This window comes from Kluyvera sp. 1366, assembly GCF_054823405.1.
In genome coordinates, this window is record NZ_JBTRDW010000002.1 from 1 (window position 1) to 17855 (window position 17855).

Here is a 17855-nt window from a genome sequence, read left to right on the forward strand (position 1 = left end):
AAAAATGGGGTTGGGTGGGCTGAGTCCGGTAGCGTACAGGACTCAGCATTACGCAGCGCTTTAACTAAACGGTCCAGGTTATGGGGTTCAGTTCAGGAATGGCGACCCTACGATCTAAGGTGCGCGTTATGCGCACCTTTTTTTATCCCGCTACGCGCGCGCGCAGCGCGGCTTTCTCTGCATCACTCAGGAACGCGATGGTTACACCATTATCCTGTGCCTGACGCATCTCTTCTGCCGTCAATCCCGCTTGCGGTGCCGCCACTTCATACTCATGGGCCAGCTCAACGCCCTGAACCGCCGGATCGTCGGTGTTAATGGTGGCGAGAATGCCGTGCTGCAGGAAGGTTTTCAGCGGATGGCTGCTCAGCGACGAAACGGTGCTGGTCTGAATATTCGAAGTGAGGCATGACTCAATCCCAATGCGCTGCTCAGCAAGGAAATCCATCAATGCACGGTCTTCAATCGCCTTCACGCCGTGACCAATACGCTCCGCGCCCAGCTCGCGAATCGCTTGCCAGATGCTTTCCGGGCCTGCGGCTTCACCGGCGTGAACGGTAATGCGGAAACCGGCGTCACGCGCACGATTAAAGTGGCTGAGGAATTCACTGCCTGGGAAGCCTAGCTCGTCACCGGCCAAATCGACGGCGGTGATGCCCTCGCGATGTGCCAGCAAAGCTTCCAGCTCGCGCAGGCAAGCTTCTTCACCAAAGGTGCGGCTCATAATGCCGGTTAGACGCACATCAACGCCGTATTGCTGAATGCCGGCGCGCACACCATCAATCACCGCCTCAACCACGCCGGCAATCGGCAGTTGATGCGTCATCGCCATGTAGCCCGGTGAGAAGCGCAGTTCCGCATAGTGAATGCCAGCGCGCGCCGCATCTTCGACGTTTTCCAGCGCGATACGACGACAGGCATCAAGATCGCCCAGCACTTTCACGCCCCAGTCGAGTTTCTGCAGGAAACTCACCAGATCCGGTTCATTAGCCGTGACCTGCACATGCGGACGCAATGCATCAAGCGTTTCAGCGGGCAGCGCAAGATTATGCTGACGACCTAAGTCGAGAATGGTTTGTGCGCGGATATTGCCATCAAGGTGGCGGTGAATGTCGGTAAGGGGGAGTTTTGGATCAATCATGGCGCACTCGCTTAAGTTTCATTAAGTGCAGAGGATTATAAAAACATCTTGCGCAACAGCGCCAGCGATTTGCGCAAACAGCAAAACGGATGCTGAATTAATCAGCATCCGTGGCATTTTAGAACGATTTTAGCCCGGCAATCAGGCGATCCAGTCCATCATCCAGTTTGCTGCGCGGGCAACCGGCGTTGAGACGCAGATAACCGCGACTCGCCGCGCCGTAGGTCGAACCCGGCATGATCGCCACTTTGTGTTGATGAATCAGACGCTGTTGCAGCGCCTTTTCATCAATGCCAAGCGGATTGAGATCGATCCACGCCAGGTAAGTCGCGGCAGGCGGTTGCCAGTTAAGCTGCGGTAAAGCCGTGTTCAGGCGCTGCGCGATATGCTGCATGTTGCCACGCAAATGGGCGCGCAGCGCATCCAGCCACGGCGCGCCCGCGCGATAAGCGGCGATGGTAGCGGCAAGCGCCATTACCGCTGGCGAGGATAAGCCATCCTGCTGCTTCAGCGCATGGAACCACGCCTGACGATCGCGCTCATCAGGGATTATGCCCCACGCGCCGGTCAGCGCCGGAATGTTGAAGCTCTTGGAGGCCGAGGTGAACAGCGCCCAGGCGGACTGCGCTACCTGGCTCCAGGGCGTATGCTGCGCATCACTCAGCACCATGTCCATATGAATTTCATCGCTGATCACCTTCACGCCATGCTTTCCGCACAGCGCTGCCATCTGGCGCAGCTCATCTTCGCGCCACACTTTGCCGCTAGGATTGTGCGGACTGCACAGCAGCATCACTTTACAGCGCGGACGCGCCAGCAAACTTTCCAGCTGCGTCATATCACACAGCCATTCGTTAGCGTGGCGCTGCAGCGGCAGCTCCAGCACCCGACGCTGATTGCCATTGATGGTGTTATAAAACGCATCGTAAGCGGGGGTGTGAATCAGCACTTCATCATCCGGCTGCGTCCAGTGGCGCAACAGCTGCGCCACCATGTAAATCACCGACGGGCCATAAACCAGCGATTCTGCCGCCACTTCGGTAGCGAAACGGCTGCGCATCCAATGTTGAATGGCAGAAAGAAAATCATCATGCTGCCAGCGGCTGTAGCCAAACACACCGTGTGCGAGGCGCTGTTGCAGCGCCTCGAGGATGCATGGCGCGGTGGCGAAATCCATATCGGAGATAGTGAAGGGCAGCAAGTCCGCCACGCCGAAACGATCGGCCACGAAATCCCACTGCGTACACCAGCTACCGCGGCGATCCACCACCTGATTGAAAGCGAAATCCTGCATCATTACACCGTCGCGCTCATCAAGTGTGCCATCTCATCTTTGACCGACTGCACCTGCGGGCCCATCACCACTTGCAGATTGGTCGCATTAACATGCACCACGCCAATCGCACCGTTGGCTTTCAGTGTTGCATCATCCACCTTGCTCATATCGACCACGGTAATGCGCAGACGCGTCAGGCAGTTATCCAGTGAGGCGATGTTTTCCACGCCGCCCAGCGCCGACAGAATCGCTGGCGTATTAAAGCCGGATTTGCCCACAGCCGCGCGATTAACCTGCTGCGCTACGCTGTTGGTTTCAACTTCGCGGCCTGGCGTTTTGATGTTGAAGTGACTGATAGCAAAGCGGAAGATGGCGTAATAACCCACGAACCACACCGCAGCAATCACCGGCACCCAATACCATTTGGTGGAGAGGCCGTGCAGCACGCCGAAGACGAAGAAGTCGATCACGTTGCCGTCGGTGTTACCGATGGTGACGCCCAGCATCGCCATCACGGTGAAGCCCAAGCCGGTCAACAGCGCGTGGATCAAATACAGCACCGGCGCGACGAACAGGAACAGAAACTCCAGCGGTTCAGTAGTACCGCCCACCACGCAAGCCACCACGCCGGAAATCAGCAGGCCTTTAATTTTATGACGGTTTTCCGGACGGGCGCAGTGATACATCGCCAATGCCGCACCCGGCAAACCCCCGAGGAAGGCTGGCATTTTACCCTGCGACAGGAAGCGCGTGGCGCTCTCGGCGAAGCCGTGGGTATCTGCACAGGCCAATTGCGCCTGGAAGATAGTTAACGCACCGCTAACACTTTTGCCGCACACATCCATGGTGCCGCCCGCATCGGTAAAGCGGATGATTGCCACCAGAATGTGCTGCAAGCCAAAAGGTAAAAGCAGACGTTCGCCAGTACCGAAGATCATCGGACCAAATTCACCGGCGCTGTTAATCACCCAGCCGAGGCCGGTAATCGCGCGTGCAAAGAATGGCCAAATCAGCGGAACCACCAGGCCCAGCACGCCCATCGCCATCGCCGTAACGATCGGTACAAAACGCGTACCACCGAAAAACGCCAGCGCATCTGGCAGGCGAATGTTGTGGAAGCGCTCATGTAGCCAGAACACCACGATACCGACGATCACCGCGCCGAGAATACCGGTGTCGATGGACTGAATGCCGAGGATGTTTTGTACGTTATTGGCTTTCAGCACCGCCGCATCGGTGGTTGGCAGAATGCCGTTGATGTTGAGCCAGAAGTTGATACTCAGGTTTAGCACCGCGTAGCCAACAAAACCGGCAAAGGCGGCGACGCCTTTATTTTCGCGCGCCATACCGAGCGGAATGGCAATGGCAAACATCACCGGCAGATAGCTAAAGGCAAAAGAGCCAATCTTCGCCAGCCAGATAAACAGGTATTGCAGGAAAGGCTGATCGAGAAGAGGAATTAGCGTCAGGACGTCATGACTGCTGAGAGAACTGCCAATTCCTAACAGAATGCCGCAGAACGACAGCAGGGCGACGGGCAACATAAAGGTTTTACCCAGACTTTGGAAAAACTCCCAAAGTGACATTTTGGGGCGGCTGGCGGACATAGATTCTCCTGGCAATAAAAAGTGAAAGGCTTCAATGTGGTCAAGGATGATAAAACGTTTTACCACTTATTTTTGTGGCTATAATCACAAAGAGTGACTAATTGCAGGCTTTATTTTTGGTGCAATCAGTGTAACGTTTTATCTCTTTGAATTTGGACGTCGGTAACGGAACACTATGTCCCAGCAGAAAACCACTATTCATGATGTGGCGTTGGTCGCCGGGGTGTCGGTCTCTACCGTGTCGTTGGTGCTCTCCGGCAAAGGGCGCATCTCGCCCGCTACGGCCATACGCGTTAATCAGGCGATTGAGCAGCTTGGCTACGTGCGTAATCGCTCAGCCTCGATTTTGCGCGGCGGCGAAAGCGGCGTGATCGGCCTGATCGTGCGCGATCTCAGCCAGCCCTTTTATGCCGCGATGACGGCCGGACTCAGTGAAGTGCTGGAGCAGCAGGGCAAAGTGCTGGTGCTGACACAAAGCGGTCAGCACGGACAACACCTTAAACGCTGTTTTGACACGCTGGTGGCTCAGGGCGCGGAAGGCATTGTGCTCGGCGGCGCGGCGGCGCAAGCAGAAACGCTAGTGCCGCAGGCGCAGGAGCAAAACATCGCGTTGGTTTGCGCTTCGCGCGCCAGCAGCCTCGACAATGTCGACTCACTGCGGCCCGATAACAGCCAGGCGGCGCGCATGGCAACGGAGTATCTGATTCGACAGGGACATCAGCGCATCGCCTGGATGGGCGGTTTGGGATCGTCACTGACGCGCGCCGAGCGGATTGGCGGCTATTGCGCCACTTTGCTGCAATATGGCCTATCGTTCCGGTCCGACTGGATTATCGAGTGCGACGATCGCCAGCAAAGCGTGTCGGCGTTAACGCTGCAGTTGTTGCGTCAACATCCCGGCATCACCGCGATTCTGGCGCATAACGGCAGCACCGCGCTCGGCTGCTATTTTGGCGCGTTACGCTGTGGGCGAACCTTTGGTGAAGGCGCGGTGGATAGCTACTACACGCAGCAGCTGGCGCTGGTGGGCTTTAATGACGATCCGCAGCGGGAGTTGCACGATCCCACCATGACCTTTGTCAGTAGTGAAGCGCGTGATGTGGGGAGAAGGGCGGCGGAGCGGATGTTGCAGCGGCTGGCGCAGCCGGAAGCGGAGATTCAGAGTTTGATTGTGCCGCCGCAGCTAATGCGCGGCGAAGTGTAAGGGCGGCCAATTGGCCGCCCCATGAATTACTCTGGCATACCTTCGCTGGTTGGTGCGCCCAGCATATAGCGTGACAGGAACTGCTCCAGCGTCATCTTGTCGCCATTCATGGTGACCTGGCCGTTGCCGTACTGCAGGCTGGTGACGATGTTATCATCCTGCTGCTGCGTCAGGCGGAACATCTGGCCCATCGCTGCTAAACCCTTAACCTGCTGATCCGCCAGTTTCTGCGCATCGTCACCCTGATAACCTTCCGCCAAACCGACATGACGCATGGTTTCGGTTGCCATTGGCATATTGATCGCCAGCTTGCCGTCGAGGGTTTTCAGCACGCGATCCACTGCGGCACCCAAACTCTGCGCCTCGCCGCTCACGGTGGCCGGATCGTTAAAGCCCACGTTCAGGTTAAAGGTGCTTTCACCTTTATCATTTTTCCAGCTCAGCGGCGCGATGCTCAGCGTTGGCGAGCCTTTCAACAGCGTTGGCAGGTTATTACGCAGAATGGTTTGCACGCTGGCCTGATAGCGAATCGGATCTTCCGCCACGCCCGGCTGGTTCAGCAGATCCTGCATCTGGGCGTTGTAAGTATCGGAGAAGGCTTTCACCGCCTGCGCATCAAACTGCGCAAACTTCATCGCCAGCTTAGCTTCACCAAACGGCTGCTTCTGCAGGGTAATCTTGTCAACATCGACATCCAACTGCCCACCAATCTTGCCTTCTTTATTGTCAAAGGACGAGGTGGTTTTCAGCTTCTCCAGCGACAAACCTTCCTGACCGTTGATGCTGGCATCCAGTTTATCCAGAGAGATCGACTGATCGCCGACGCGCACGCCTTCCGGGCTGAGATGGGTATCGCCGCTCAGCTTCAGGCCATTCAGCGTAAACAGCACCGGCAGCTCAACCTGGTTTTTGCTGGTGACCGCGATGCTGGAGAAGTCGCCGTCGAGGCTGACTTTGTCACCTTTGCTGTCGGCGCTGATGTTCAGCGTGCCGCCATTGGTGGCCAGACGATCGCCGGTCTGCGGATTGTTGTAATCCACCGCCAGCAGGTTGAGATCGGTATTGGTCGCACCGCTGTAGCCGACGCGGGTATCGGCGTTGACCAGCGATTTGCCGTTGGTCAGTTCAAACAGTTTCTTCACCGCATCGGTGTTTTCCAGTTCGGTATGCACAGACGCCATACTTGGGATCAGGCTGCCGCGCTTCAACTGGGCGAACGGGAAAGGACCGTGATCGATCGTCTCGTTCAGCACGATACTTTGACCAGGCTTCAACAGCGGATTGTCATTGGTTTGCGAGCTGGCCTGTACCACCAATTTGGTTTTGCTGCTGAACACGCCGCGCTGATAATCCTGATAGCTCAGCGTCAAACGGCTGTTCGGCGCGTAAGCATTTAGCTGCGCGTTGGCGTTCTGCAACATCTCATCCATATGGCTTTCCAGTTGTTTACCGGTAAACCATGCAGCACCAGTCCAAATCACGCCGAGCGCCACAATCACACCTACGGCAACCTGGGTCTTTTTCATCGCTGTGTCGTCCTTATCCTTGCGTCCGCACGCCGCTGATCGGTGCGCGACGGGTGAAGAAAAACGCCCGCAGGCGTTTTAAATTAATAGTTTAAAAGAATAGCAGTTAATGCTGGCAGCGTCAGCCGGATCTCAGTTGAGCGTATTAAACACGCGCGCCAGACGTCCGGTGCCTGCCGCGTTGACCGGCGACTCATTGGCGGCCACAAAGCAGGATTCACCCGGCTTCAGCACCAGCTGTTGCCCGGACTTCTCAATTATCGCCTGACCTTCAATGCAGAACAGCAGAGCAGCGCTGTTTTGTGCCAGCGTTTGCGGCGCAGCGGAAAGCCCATGAATGGCAAAGGCAAAGTCTTCAACCGGGATCGGGAAGTTCAGGGTTTCGCCGTCGCGCTGCGGCTGCGTCAGCAGCGTCGCGGCCGGTTTTGCCTGAAACTTCAGGTTAGCCAGCAGTTCAGGGATATCGATGAACTTCGGCGTCAGACCGGCGCGCAGCACGTTATCGGAGTTCGCCATCACTTCCAGCGCCACGCCTTTCAGATAGGCGTGCGGCGTTTCGGCAAACAGGAACATCGCTTCGCCGGGCTGCAGGGTAATAACATTGAGCAGCAGCGGCGAAAACAGACCGCTGTCATCCGGATAATCGATGGCGATAGATTTGATGGTCTGCCACGGCTCGCCTTCACGCGCGTTGATCGCCGATTTCAGTACGCCGATGGCGCGCGATTTAGCCTCGTCTTGCAGCGACAGCAGCGTGGCGAACAGTTTGGCCAGATTGGCTTCGTTAGCGTTTTCGAGGAAGTGAGCGATTTGCGGATGCGCACCTGCCACCGGCTCCAGCAGCGAGACAATCTCATGCAGCTCACGGAAACCGTTCATCGCCTGGAAGGGTGTCAGCGCATACACCAGCTCGGGCTTGTGATTAGCGTCTTTATAGTTACGTTCGGCGGCGCTGAGTGGAATGCCAGCAACATTTTCACGCGCAAAACCCTGTTCGGCAGCAGCTTTGCTGGGATGTACCTGAATCGACAGCGGCTGATCGGCGCACAGTACTTTAAACAGGAACGGCAGCTCGCCGAAACGTTCAGCCACCGCTTTGCCGAGCATGGCGACTTTGTCGGCATCAATTACCTCACGCAGCGAACGCACTTCGCCATTGACCTCAACGGTAGACGGGCTTTTCGGGTGCGCGCCCATCCACAGTTCCGCCATCGGCAAACCTTGTGGATTTTCGATGCCATAGAGTTCGGTCAGCGCAGTTTTGCTGCCCCAGGCGTAATTTTGCAGCGAATTGTTCAATTTTTGCATCGTTTACCCTTAATAACCGTAAGTAAATAGGCTTATTAAAGCAGAAAGTGCCATAGAAAATACACGAACAAGTGCAATAAAGGCGATAGGCTCGCATAATGTTAAATTCTTGTATGTGACAATCTTGCTCGCTCAACGGCGTCGCGGGAAGGCGTTTAGAGCGGAAACCTCAAAATCTGAGCTAAGGAGACGTAGTCATGGCAGCCAATCGCATTGAAAAAGACTCAATGGGACCGATCGAAGTACCGGCAGATAAGTTGTGGGGCGCACAAACCCAGCGTTCGCTGGAACATTTCAAAATCTCAACCGAGAAAATGCCCGTGGCATTGGTGCATGCGCTGGCGCTGACCAAACGCGCGGCGGCGCAGGTGAACCAGGATCTCGGCTTGCTTCCGGCCGATCGTGCCCAGGCGATTCTCAAAGCCGCCGACGAAGTGCTGGCCGATAAGCACAGCGAGGAGTTTCCGCTGGCAATTTGGCAGACCGGCTCCGGCACCCAGACCAACATGAACATGAATGAAGTGCTGGCCAACCGCGCCAGTGAAATTCTTGGCGGCGAGCGTGGCATGTCGCGTCTGGTGCACCCAAATGACGACGTGAATAAAAGCCAAAGCTCCAACGATGTGTTCCCCACCGCCATGCACGTGGCCGCGGTCATCGCCGTGCGGGAGCAACTGATTCCGCAGATTCACGTGTTGAAAAAGACGCTGAGTGAAAAATCCGACGCCTTCAAAGATATCGTCAAGATTGGTCGTACCCACTTGCAGGATGCGACACCGCTGACTCTCGGTCAGGAGATCTCCGGCTGGGTAGCGATGCTTGAGCACAATCTCAAACATATTGAGAACAGTATTCCGCACGTAGCGGAGCTGGCGCTGGGCGGCACCGCGGTCGGGACCGGCCTGAATACCCATCCGGAATACGCGGTTCGCGTGGCTAAAGCGCTGGCCGATTTGACCAAACAGCCGTTTGTCACCGCGCCGAACAAGTTCGAGGCGCTGGCGACCTGCGATGCGCTGGTGCACGCGCACGGTGCGCTGAAAGGCCTGGCGGCTTCGCTGATGAAAATTGCCAACGACGTGCGCTGGCTGGCCTCAGGCCCGCGTTGCGGCATTGGCGAACTGGCGATCCCGGAAAATGAGCCAGGCAGCTCGATCATGCCAGGCAAAGTGAACCCCACGCAGTGCGAAGCGCTGACCATGCTGTGTTGTCAGGTGATGGGCAACGACGTGGCGGTGAATATTGGCGGCGCGTCCGGCAACTTTGAGCTCAACGTGTTCCGTCCGATGGTGATCCACAACTTCCTGCAATCGGTGCGTCTGCTGGCCGACGGCATGGACAGCTTCAATCACCACTGCGCGATTGGCATTGAACCGGTACGCGAGCGCATCGATCAGCTGCTGAACGAATCGCTGATGCTGGTGACGGCGCTGAATACCCATATCGGCTACGACAAAGCGGCGGAAATCGCCAAGAAAGCCCATAAAGAAGGCCTGACGCTGAAAGGCTCGGCGCTGAAGCTGGGCTATCTGACCGAAGAGCAGTTCGATGAGTGGGTGCGTCCGGAGGAGATGGTGGGCAGCATGAAGCAGTAAACCGCTGTTAAAAACTGGCAGACGTAGCACCCTCGTAGCGGCGCAATTGATTGCGCGATAAATCGCGCCGCTACGGATTGTGCGGTGATTTATAGCTGCCCGCTATACAACACCGGACCGGTTGGCTGCCCGGTTGGCGAGCCGCCGCGCGGTTCAAGGCTGATGGCAATGATGCCTGAGCGGGAAATCGTGCTATTCAACGCCACATCCGTTGCCTTCTGGTTATCCAACAAACCCAATGAAATCGGCGCTTTGCCTGGCGGAATCAGCCACAGCTGCAAACTGTTGTTATCGGCGATGGTCACAGGATGTAACGGCGTCAGGCTCAGCTGTGCCAGTTTGCTGTCCGCGCTGACCACCCATTGCTGTTGATGCTGGGCGTCGTTCAGTACCGTCAACGGCGTCAACGTCGGCTGCTGCAGGAACAGTGAGGCGAGCAGGGCGAACGCCGCGACACTGGCAGCCGCCAGCCAGCCCGCATAATGGCGTTTGGGTTGAATGACGCGTTGCTCGGGCAAACTCAATGTAATCTTTTTCCACACCTTTTCCGGCGGCGTGACGGGCGCAAGCTGATTATCCAGGCCCGCTAGCAGGGCTTGCCAGCGCGCAACATTAGCCGCGAGCGCGGGCTCGTTTCGCAACCTGCGTGCAAAGCGCAAACGCGCCAGCCCACTCAAGGTGCCCAGCGCATACTCAGCTGATAAGGCATCATCGCGTTGTAATTTATCGTTCATAGGCCCACACACTCCCGCAGATGCTCCAGCGCGCGGCGAATCCAGCTTTTTACCGAGCCAACCGGCTGTTGCAGCCAGGCGGCAATATCACTGTGGGACATCCCCTGATAATAGGCGAGCGTGATGCTTTGCTGCTGTTCGCTGCTCAGATGGCCAATGCAGTGTCGCAGGCGATCGGCTTGTGCCGGATCGTGCAAGTTATTCTGTTCGTCTTCGCTGGTGATTGGTAGCAGGTCGCTAAACTCTTCTGCCTCCAGCATCAGGCGCGCCTGTCCGCTGCGTAACCCGTCAATGCAGCGATTGCGCACAATGTGCGTCATCCACGTCATCGGCGCGCTCAGGGCAGCATCGTAAGAGGCGGCGCGGTTCCAGATGGTGAGGTAGCAATCGTGCAGCACCTCTTCCGCCCAACCTTGCTGACGCAGCATGCGCAGGGCGAGGGCGAACAGGTGCGGCGACGTAAGTCGATACAGTTGCTCAAACGCGCGGCGATCGCCTTTTGCGATCGCCGGCAATAAGTTGTCTAACCGTTCTGCAAGCCTGTTATCCATCATCTTCCCGGTTGGCTAAAATGCCCAATCCGAGTATAGGCAATTACTTAGGCATCAAGACGGTATCAATCACATCAATCACACCATTTTTCTGATTGACGTCATAAGTGCTGATATTCGCCACATTGCCTTGACCATCTTTCAGCTGAATATTGTGCGGGCCATTATTCATAATCCACAATGGTTGGCCGTTGACGGTTTTCAGCTCGGCATGTCCGCCACCTTGCTTAATTTTTTTCTCCAGCGCTTTCATGTCGTATTTACCGGCCACCACATGATAAGTCAGGATGCTGGTCAACTTCGCTTTGTTCTCCGGTTTGACCAGGCTATCAACGGTGCCCGCAGGCAACTTGGCGAAGGCCGCATTGGTTGGCGCGAAGACAGTAAACGGACCTTTACCTTCGAGGGTTTCCACCAAACCCGCCGCTTTAACAGCAGCAACCAGCGTGGTGTGATCTTTGGAGTTCAGCGCGTTTTCAACGATGTTCTTTTGCGGATACATCGCTGCGCCGCCGACCATCACGGAGTCATTATTCATGGCGGCAAATGCACCTGCGGTGAACAGTAAAGTGCTGGATACGACTGCAATGCTCATTAGCTTTTTCATCATAAATCCTCGTAGTAGGGAGCGAAGAAGTTGCTCACACTCTGATATACGAGGGCAGCCTGCGAATTGGATGCAGCGATTTAAAAATAAATTTTACGCCAGCCGATCGCTCCACAAATGCAGGCGCGGAATGATCAGATGCAGCGGCTCGGCCAGCGGTTTATGACGCCAGGCAACGTTATCGGCATCGTAGTTCAGCAGTTCTCCCAGAATCGGCACCTGCGTGCGATCGCGGCACAGCACCAGCAGCGGAGAAGGGCAGGCAAGCTGCACCTGTTTCTTCTCGCTGGCGCGCCATACGCGGGCAATCGGCTGCACCTTCACCGGACGCTTGATTTTCAGCTTCGCACCGGCTGGCAACGCGAGGATTGCTTCAAGCTCTTGCTGCACTTTCTCCGCCCACTGTTCCCGCGTCCACGGTGCCTGCGCACGATTGGCCTTCAGGCTGCGCTCCAGCTGTTCTACCACCGCATCACGCGTGACGTTTTTGATGATGTTTTTATTCGCCCAGCCAAAGCGCAAACTGTCCGGCGCGTTGAGCAGCGTGACGCTGCGGTAGGCGTTAAGCGTAATTAACCCGCGCAGATGCTGGTGGACGAACTCAAAGCGCGCCTCGCTCGGCAAGCCCGACTCCACGGTGATCAGCTGTTCCAGCCGCTGCTTCAAAGTATTAATCTCGGCAACCTGCTGCGTAATCTGCGCATGCACATCGCCGTCGGCTTCAATGCAAATCGCGCCCGGCAAGCGCACGGCGGCTTTGGTGCTGAGCTTTTCCGATTGATGCTGCATAAACAGGCGGCAGTAATGCATTAGCGCCATGTCGCGTGCCGTTTTACCAAGATGCTGCGTCACCGCGATGCGTTCAATTTCATCATGTTCGCGGCCTTTCTCGATTTCCGGCAGACTAAACACGCGCGCAATCAACAGCGGTTGCTGCTCAATGTGTTGACGTAACGCGCCCAATCCCGCCTCCAGCGCATTAACGCATTCGTGCAGATCGGCAACCAAATCATAACGAGCCATAAAACGCCTCCATAGTTACAACATGCTTTCAGTGTACTGGCTTGGGTGCCGGTCTGCCAGCATTGCGCAGGGATTTTGTTAAGCAGGGAAACGTGGGATTTTTCAAGCTGGATGAACGTGTTATAACAATGCTTTGCCTGCTAACGGAATAATGTTGTGAAGCCTCAGCCAAAGCCACCTGCCGCCGCCATAGTTACGCTTGGCGTAGTACAAATCCTGTCGTGGGGCGGATCCTTCTATTTGATGGCGGTGATGGCCAATCCGATCGTGGCGGAAACCGGCTGGTCGCAGCAATGGGTGTATGGCGCGCTATCGCTCGGCATGCTGATTTCCGGTTTGCTGGCGCCGCTGAGTGGGCGACTGATTTCCCGCTCCTATGGCCGCGCATTGCTGGCGGCGAGCGGGGCGGTGATGGCAATCGGTCTGGTGATCATGGGATTGAGCCACAATCTGCCGCTGTTTCTGTTTGCCTGGCTGATTATCGGCGTGGGTATGGCTATGGGCCTGTACGATGCGCTGTTTGCCACGCTCGGCACGCTCTATGGCGGCCAGGCACGCGGCGCGATAACCGGCATTACGCTGATTTCTGGCTTCTGTACCACTATCGTGTGGCCGGGCACCGCGCTGCTGATTCACTGGCTGGATTGGCGTAACGCCTGTTTTGCCATTGCCGGATTGTTATGTGTTTCAGTGTTGCCCGCCTATCTCTACGCGCTACCCGCGCCAGAAGCGAAAATCGCCGCCGCTAAGGTAAAACCGACCGCGCAGGGCGACGAACTGGCACCGACACTGTTTTGGCTGCTGTGCAGCATTTTCACGCTCGCATCGGTGATCATGACGGCGATTTCGGTGCAGCTGATCACCCTGCTGCAGGCCAGCGGCCACACGCTGGCGTCGGCGCTGGCCATCAGTGCGATTCTCGGTCCGTGTCAGGTGGCATCGCGCATCGTAGACATCGCCTTCAAGCGCGGTCACCCGATCTGGACCACCTTTTTCTCGGTGGGATTGGTGGCGCTCGGCTTGTTGCTGCTGGCGTGTTATCCGCAGTTTGCGGTGCTCAGCATGGTGCTGTACGGTGCTGGAAATGGTTTGCGTGCCATTGTGCGGGGAACTTTACCGCTGGTGATGGTCAAACCAGAGGCCTACGCGATTGTGGTAGGGCGCATGGCGCGTCCCGCCTTAATTGGTCAGGCCTTGACGCCGCTGGTTGGTGGCTATGTGTTTCAGCACCTCGGTGCCAGCGCCACGCTGTGGTTGTTATGCGTTCTGGCGTTGATTAACGTGCTGTTGGTCGCGCTTTTGCAGCAGAAATTGCCGCAGGCCAGCCCACAGTCGGAAAGGGGAGTGATAAACTAAGCAGCCTGTGCGCTTCTGCCCGATTAAATGGGGAATACGTGCCTGGATCACGGGCGTTGACTTCTAAAAAGCAACAGTGTTTGTTATATTTATTGCTCATTGATTACTCATTGTCGCGGCATAAAAACAACAAGATAACCGCAACTCAGGATATTGAAATGCTTGATTACCGCTTCCCGACAGCTTTGCAGATGGTTTTGAGCGTAGCGATGGCGGAGCAACTGGGCAAACGCTCGACCAGTGCCATATTGGCTTATGGTCTTGAAGCGAACCCCAGTTTCATTCGGAAACTTATGGTTCCGCTCACGCGTGACGGCATCATCGTCTCAACGCTTGGCCGCACCGGTTCCATTCATCTGGGTCGCCCGGCCGCCGAAATCACACTGCGCGACATTTATACTTCTGTGATTGAAGATAAAAAACTCTGGGCGTCACGTCCCGACGTGGCACCGCGTTGTCTGGTCAGTGCCAACCTGTGTTGGTATTTCAAATCGATTGCTGAAGAGGCTGAAGAAGCGTCGCTGAAAGTGCTGGAAACCCGCACCGTAGCTGACGCGCTGGCCGAACTGAAGCATAACGACACCAGCAACTGCGAAGAGTTGCCCGATCTCGAACTCGCCGACCTGTGTAAAAAAGGCCGCTAAAACCACTCTCATCCGTAAGGGCGTCATTCATGACGCCCTTTTTTATTGCCTCAATCTGCACGCAAAAAAAATCCGGGCACATCGGCCCGGATTGTTCATTTCACCTAAAACCCTTACACAGTTTGCACTTCCGCCTGTGGTTGCTTGCGCGTCACCAGCTTACGCAGCGTCACATAGAACACCGGCGTCAGGAACAGGCCAAACAGCGTCACGCCCAACATGCCGGAGAACACGGTAATCCCGGTTACGCCGCGCACTTCTGCGCCTGCACCTTCACCAAGAATCAGCGGAATAGTACCGGCGATAAAGGCAATCGAGGTCATAACGATCGGACGCAGACGCAGACGACAGGCTTCCAGCGCTGCATCGACAATGCTCTTGCCTTGCATCTCCAGCTCGCGCGCAAACTCGACGATAAGAATCGCGTTCTTACACGCCAGTCCCATCAGCACTACCAGCCCAACCTGCACAAACACGTTGTTATCGCCACCGGTCAGCCACACGCCGACCAGCGCCGAGAGCATAGTCACCGGCACAATCAGGATCACCGCCAGCGGTAGCGTCCAGCTTTCATACAGCGCCGCCAGCACCAGGAATGCGAGTAGGACCGCGACCGGGAAGACGATCAGCGCGGTATTGCCCTGCGTTGATTGCTGATAGCTTAGGTCGGTCCATTCAATGTTCATGCCGTTCGGCAGCACCTGCGTCGACATATCCTCCAGCTTCTGCATCGCCTGCGCCGAAGAGAGCACGCGCGGATCGGCATCACCAATCAGGTCAGCCGCCGGATAGCCGTTATAGCGAATCACCGGATCCGGGCCGTATGTAGTGGTGATATTCACCATACTGCCAATCGGCACCATTTCGCCGCGATCGTTGCGGGTACGCAGGTTACCGATATCCTGCACGCTATCGCGGAAATCGCCATCCGCCTGCGCCATCACGCGCCAGGTGCGACCAAACTTATTGAAATCGTTGACGTACGACGATCCGAGATAGGTTTGCAGCGTGCTGAACAGTTCGGTCAGCGACACGCCTTGCGCTTTGGCTTTATCCCGATCCACCTGCACATCCAACTGCGGCACGTTGGCCTGGTAGGATGAAATCGGGAACATCATGCCCGGCGTCTGCAACACCGCACCGGTCAGGGTGTTGATGGCGGTTTGCAGCGCACCGTAACCGAGCCCCGCGCGATCCTGCACATACAGCGAATAACCCGAACCTTGTCCCAGACCTAAAATCGGCGGGGGCATAATCGAGAAGCCAAAACCTTGCTGGATTTTCGAGATCTTAGCGTTGATCTCAGCATTAATTTCCGCGGCGGTGCGCGTACGTTCACTGAACGGCTTCAAACCGAAGAACACCGTGCCGGTATTCGGCGTGTTGGTGAACTGCAACGCGTTCAAACCGGGGAAGGCGACCGAATAAGCCACGCCTTCGGTGTTCATGCCGATCTCGCTCATCTTGCGAATCACTTCATCGGTACGCGCCAGCGACGAACCTTCCGGCATCTTCACGCCGCCAATCAGGTAGAGCTTGTCCTGCGTCGGAATAAAGCCGCCCGGCACGGTATGGAACATAAAGCCCGCACCGGCCAGCAGCAGCACGTAGACGCCGAACACCGCGCCGCGACGACGCAAGGTTTTACCCACCAGCGATTCATAGCCATCCGAACTGCGCTGGAAGAAGCGGTTAAACGGACGGAACAGCCAGCCGAGCAGGCGATCGATAATGCGCGTCGGCATATCCTTTGCGGCATCATGTGGCTTCAGCAGCAGTGCTGCCAGCGCCGGTGACAGCGTCAGCGAGTTGATGGCGGAAATCACCGTTGAGATGGCAATCGTCACCGCAAACTGCTTATAGAACTGACCGGTCACGCCGGACAGGAACGCCATCGGCACGAACACCGCACACAGCACCAGCGCGATGGCGATAATCGGCCCGGACACTTCCCGCATCGCCTGATGCGCAGCCGCCGTCGGCGACAAGCCTTGCTCGATATTACGTTCGACGTTCTCCACCACGACAATGGCGTCATCCACCACGATACCGATCGCCAACACCAGCCCAAACAAACTTAAGGTATTGAGCGAGAAGCCGAGCAGATAAAGGATGCTGAAGGTACCGACCACCGAAACCGGCACCGCCAGCAGCGGGATAATCGAGGCGCGCCAGGTTTGCAGGAACAGAATCACCACCAGCACCACCAGCACAATCGCTTCGAACAGCGTTTGCACCACGGCACGGATCGAGTCACGCACGAATACCGTTGGGTCGTACGGCGCGGCCCACTGCACATCGTCCGGGAAACGGGTGGCCAGTTCGGCCATCTTGTCGCGCACCGCATTTGACAGATCGATGGCGTTGGCGCCCGGCGCCTGGAAGATACCGATGCCGACCGCATCTTTGTTGTTGAGCTGTGAACGCAGCGCGTAGCTGCCAGAACCCATCTCGATGCGCGCCACGTCACGCAGGCGCACCAGCGTGCCGTCATCAGCGGTTTTCAGGATGATATTGCCGAACTGCTCTTCGCTCTCAAGACGACCCTGGGTGTTGATCGACAGCAGAAAATCGCTCTGTTTCTTCAGCGGCTCCGCGCCAAGCTGGCCGGCAGACACCTGCACGTTCTGCTCCTGCATCGCGCTGACCACATCGGAGGCGGTCAAGCCACGTGCCGCCACCTTATTGGGATCGAGCCAGACGCGCATCGCGTATTCACCGGCACCGAAGATCTGAATCTGACCGACGCCAGGCAGGCGCGCCAGTTCATCCTTCACCTTCAGGGTGGCGTAGTTACGCAGATAGAGGGAATCGTACTTGCCGTGCGGCGAGAACATGTGCACCACCAGCGTCAGCGTCGGCGACATCTTCTGCGTGGTGAGGCCGAGTTGGCGCACCTCTTCCGGCAGACGCGCTTCAGCCTGCGCCACGCGGTTCTGCACCTGAACCTGCGCCTGATCCGGATCGGTGCCCGGACGGAAGGTCACGGTGGTGACCAGCACGCCATCGGAACCCGCCACGGATTTCATGTACATCATGTTTTCTACCCCGTTGATGGCTTCTTCCAGCGGCGTCGCCACAGAATCTGCAATCACTTTGGGGTTGGCACCGGGATATTCCGCGCGCACCTGCACGCTCGGCGGCACCACGTTGGGATATTCACTGATCGGCAGCAGCGGAATGGCGATCAGTCCGGTGGTAAAGATCAAAATCGACAGCACCGCGGCGAAAATCGGTCGGTCGATAAAAAAGCGGGAGAAATCCATAAAAGGCAGTCTCGAAG

General features: G+C 56.7%; 14 protein-coding genes. 4 read left to right on the forward strand and 10 right to left on the reverse strand.

The genetic code is table 11. The annotated features are described in order from the left end of the window. Nucleotides 1-142 precede the first annotated feature (142 nt). The 3 genes from add to malX all read right to left on the reverse strand — a co-directional run bounded on the left by add (nucleotide 143) and on the right by malX (nucleotide 4024). On the reverse strand, nucleotides 143-1141 hold the full coding sequence (add, locus tag ACVLVH_RS03530) for an adenosine deaminase (RefSeq protein WP_101764511.1): 999 nt from the start codon (nucleotides 1139-1141) through the stop codon (nucleotides 143-145). Between the two features lie 118 nt (nucleotides 1142-1259). Beyond that, the gene (locus ACVLVH_RS03535; RefSeq protein WP_192411918.1) at nucleotides 1260-2438 is read right to left on the reverse strand and encodes a MalY/PatB family protein; all 1179 of its coding nucleotides are present in this window, start codon (nucleotides 2436-2438) and stop codon (nucleotides 1260-1262) included. Beyond that, entirely contained in the window at nucleotides 2438-4024 is a 1587-nt protein-coding gene (gene malX / locus ACVLVH_RS03540) for a maltose/glucose-specific PTS transporter subunit IIBC (protein WP_110866061.1), read from the reverse strand. The genes ACVLVH_RS03535 and malX overlap by 1 nt, the downstream gene beginning before the upstream one ends. A 175-nt stretch (nucleotides 4025-4199) precedes the next feature. Here malX and malI point away from each other — a divergent pair, with 175 nt between their 5' ends. Then, complete coding sequence (malI, locus tag ACVLVH_RS03545) at nucleotides 4200-5228, forward strand: Mal regulon transcriptional regulator MalI (RefSeq protein ID WP_110866062.1); 1029 nt, start codon at nucleotides 4200-4202, stop codon at nucleotides 5226-5228. A gap of 26 nt (nucleotides 5229-5254) precedes the next feature. Here malI and ACVLVH_RS03550 read toward each other — a convergent pair whose 3' ends face one another. Beyond that, nucleotides 5255-6754: a YdgA family protein gene (locus tag ACVLVH_RS03550; protein ID WP_110866063.1), complete on the reverse strand. Its 1500-nt coding sequence runs from the start codon at nucleotides 6752-6754 to the stop codon at nucleotides 5255-5257. A gap of 132 nt (nucleotides 6755-6886) precedes the next feature. Continuing rightward, nucleotides 6887-8062: a mannose-6-phosphate isomerase gene (gene manA / locus ACVLVH_RS03555; protein WP_192411917.1), complete on the reverse strand. Its 1176-nt coding sequence runs from the start codon at nucleotides 8060-8062 to the stop codon at nucleotides 6887-6889. Between the two features lie 197 nt (nucleotides 8063-8259). Between manA and fumC the strand changes: the two genes are divergently transcribed. Beyond that, a complete protein-coding gene (gene fumC, locus ACVLVH_RS03560; RefSeq protein ID WP_101764505.1) occupies nucleotides 8260-9657 on the forward strand; it encodes a class II fumarate hydratase in 1398 nt (465 codons plus the stop codon). 89 nt (nucleotides 9658-9746) lie between these two features. Here fumC and ACVLVH_RS03565 read toward each other — a convergent pair whose 3' ends face one another. The 4 genes from ACVLVH_RS03565 to tus form a co-directional block, all read right to left on the reverse strand. Next, nucleotides 9747-10391 carry an anti-sigma factor gene (locus ACVLVH_RS03565; RefSeq protein ID WP_192411916.1) on the reverse strand — a complete coding sequence of 215 codons (645 nt, stop codon included), beginning with the start codon at nucleotides 10389-10391 and terminating at the stop codon, nucleotides 9747-9749. Continuing rightward, nucleotides 10388-10942 carry a sigma-70 family RNA polymerase sigma factor gene (locus tag ACVLVH_RS03570; protein WP_192411981.1) on the reverse strand — a complete coding sequence of 185 codons (555 nt, stop codon included), beginning with the start codon at nucleotides 10940-10942 and terminating at the stop codon, nucleotides 10388-10390. Before ACVLVH_RS03570 ends, ACVLVH_RS03565 begins: the two co-directional genes overlap by 4 nt. Before the next feature lie 43 nt (nucleotides 10943-10985). Continuing rightward, entirely contained in the window at nucleotides 10986-11549 is a 564-nt protein-coding gene (locus ACVLVH_RS03575) for a fasciclin domain-containing protein (protein WP_192411980.1), read from the reverse strand. A gap of 93 nt (nucleotides 11550-11642) precedes the next feature. Beyond that, nucleotides 11643-12572 carry a DNA replication terminus site-binding protein gene (gene tus, locus ACVLVH_RS03580; RefSeq protein ID WP_101764501.1) on the reverse strand — a complete coding sequence of 310 codons (930 nt, stop codon included), beginning with the start codon at nucleotides 12570-12572 and terminating at the stop codon, nucleotides 11643-11645. 156 nt (nucleotides 12573-12728) lie between these two features. On the opposite strand from tus, the gene ACVLVH_RS03585 reads away from it, so the two are divergent. Both ACVLVH_RS03585 and ACVLVH_RS03590 read left to right on the forward strand, forming a co-directional pair. Then, nucleotides 12729-13928 (forward strand): MFS transporter, encoded by a 1200-nt coding sequence (locus ACVLVH_RS03585; RefSeq protein ID WP_192411915.1) that lies wholly within the window; start codon nucleotides 12729-12731, stop codon nucleotides 13926-13928. Between the two features lie 158 nt (nucleotides 13929-14086). Beyond that, the gene (locus ACVLVH_RS03590) at nucleotides 14087-14572 is read left to right on the forward strand and encodes an RrF2 family transcriptional regulator (RefSeq protein WP_008110154.1); all 486 of its coding nucleotides are present in this window, start codon (nucleotides 14087-14089) and stop codon (nucleotides 14570-14572) included. 113 nt (nucleotides 14573-14685) lie between these two features. On the opposite strand, the gene oqxB is transcribed toward ACVLVH_RS03590, so the two are convergent. Then, nucleotides 14686-17838: a multidrug efflux RND transporter permease subunit OqxB gene (oqxB, locus tag ACVLVH_RS03595; RefSeq protein ID WP_192411914.1), complete on the reverse strand. Its 3153-nt coding sequence runs from the start codon at nucleotides 17836-17838 to the stop codon at nucleotides 14686-14688. Nucleotides 17839-17855: the final 17 nt, after the last annotated feature.

Coding starts and splice junctions, on each gene's coding strand:
- ACVLVH_RS03535 (WP_192411918.1), bottom strand. CDS start 2,438: ATGATGCAGGATTTCGCTTTCAATCAGGTGGTGGATCGCCGCGGTAGC.
- manA (WP_192411917.1), bottom strand. CDS start 8,062: ATGCAAAAATTGAACAATTCGCTGCAAAATTACGCCTGGGGCAGCAAA.
- tus (WP_101764501.1), bottom strand. CDS start 12,572: ATGGCTCGTTATGATTTGGTTGCCGATCTGCACGAATGCGTTAATGCG.
- ACVLVH_RS03550 (WP_110866063.1), bottom strand. CDS start 6,754: ATGAAAAAGACCCAGGTTGCCGTAGGTGTGATTGTGGCGCTCGGCGTG.
- add (WP_101764511.1), bottom strand. CDS start 1,141: ATGATTGATCCAAAACTCCCCCTTACCGACATTCACCGCCACCTTGAT.
- ACVLVH_RS03590 (WP_008110154.1), top strand. CDS start 14,087: ATGCTTGATTACCGCTTCCCGACAGCTTTGCAGATGGTTTTGAGCGTA.
- oqxB (WP_192411914.1), bottom strand. CDS start 17,838: ATGGATTTCTCCCGCTTTTTTATCGACCGACCGATTTTCGCCGCGGTG.
- ACVLVH_RS03575 (WP_192411980.1), bottom strand. CDS start 11,549: ATGAAAAAGCTAATGAGCATTGCAGTCGTATCCAGCACTTTACTGTTC.
- ACVLVH_RS03565 (WP_192411916.1), bottom strand. CDS start 10,391: ATGAACGATAAATTACAACGCGATGATGCCTTATCAGCTGAGTATGCG.
- malX (WP_110866061.1), bottom strand. CDS start 4,024: ATGTCCGCCAGCCGCCCCAAAATGTCACTTTGGGAGTTTTTCCAAAGT.
- malI (WP_110866062.1), top strand. CDS start 4,200: ATGTCCCAGCAGAAAACCACTATTCATGATGTGGCGTTGGTCGCCGGG.
- ACVLVH_RS03570 (WP_192411981.1), bottom strand. CDS start 10,942: ATGGATAACAGGCTTGCAGAACGGTTAGACAACTTATTGCCGGCGATC.
- fumC (WP_101764505.1), top strand. CDS start 8,260: ATGGCAGCCAATCGCATTGAAAAAGACTCAATGGGACCGATCGAAGTA.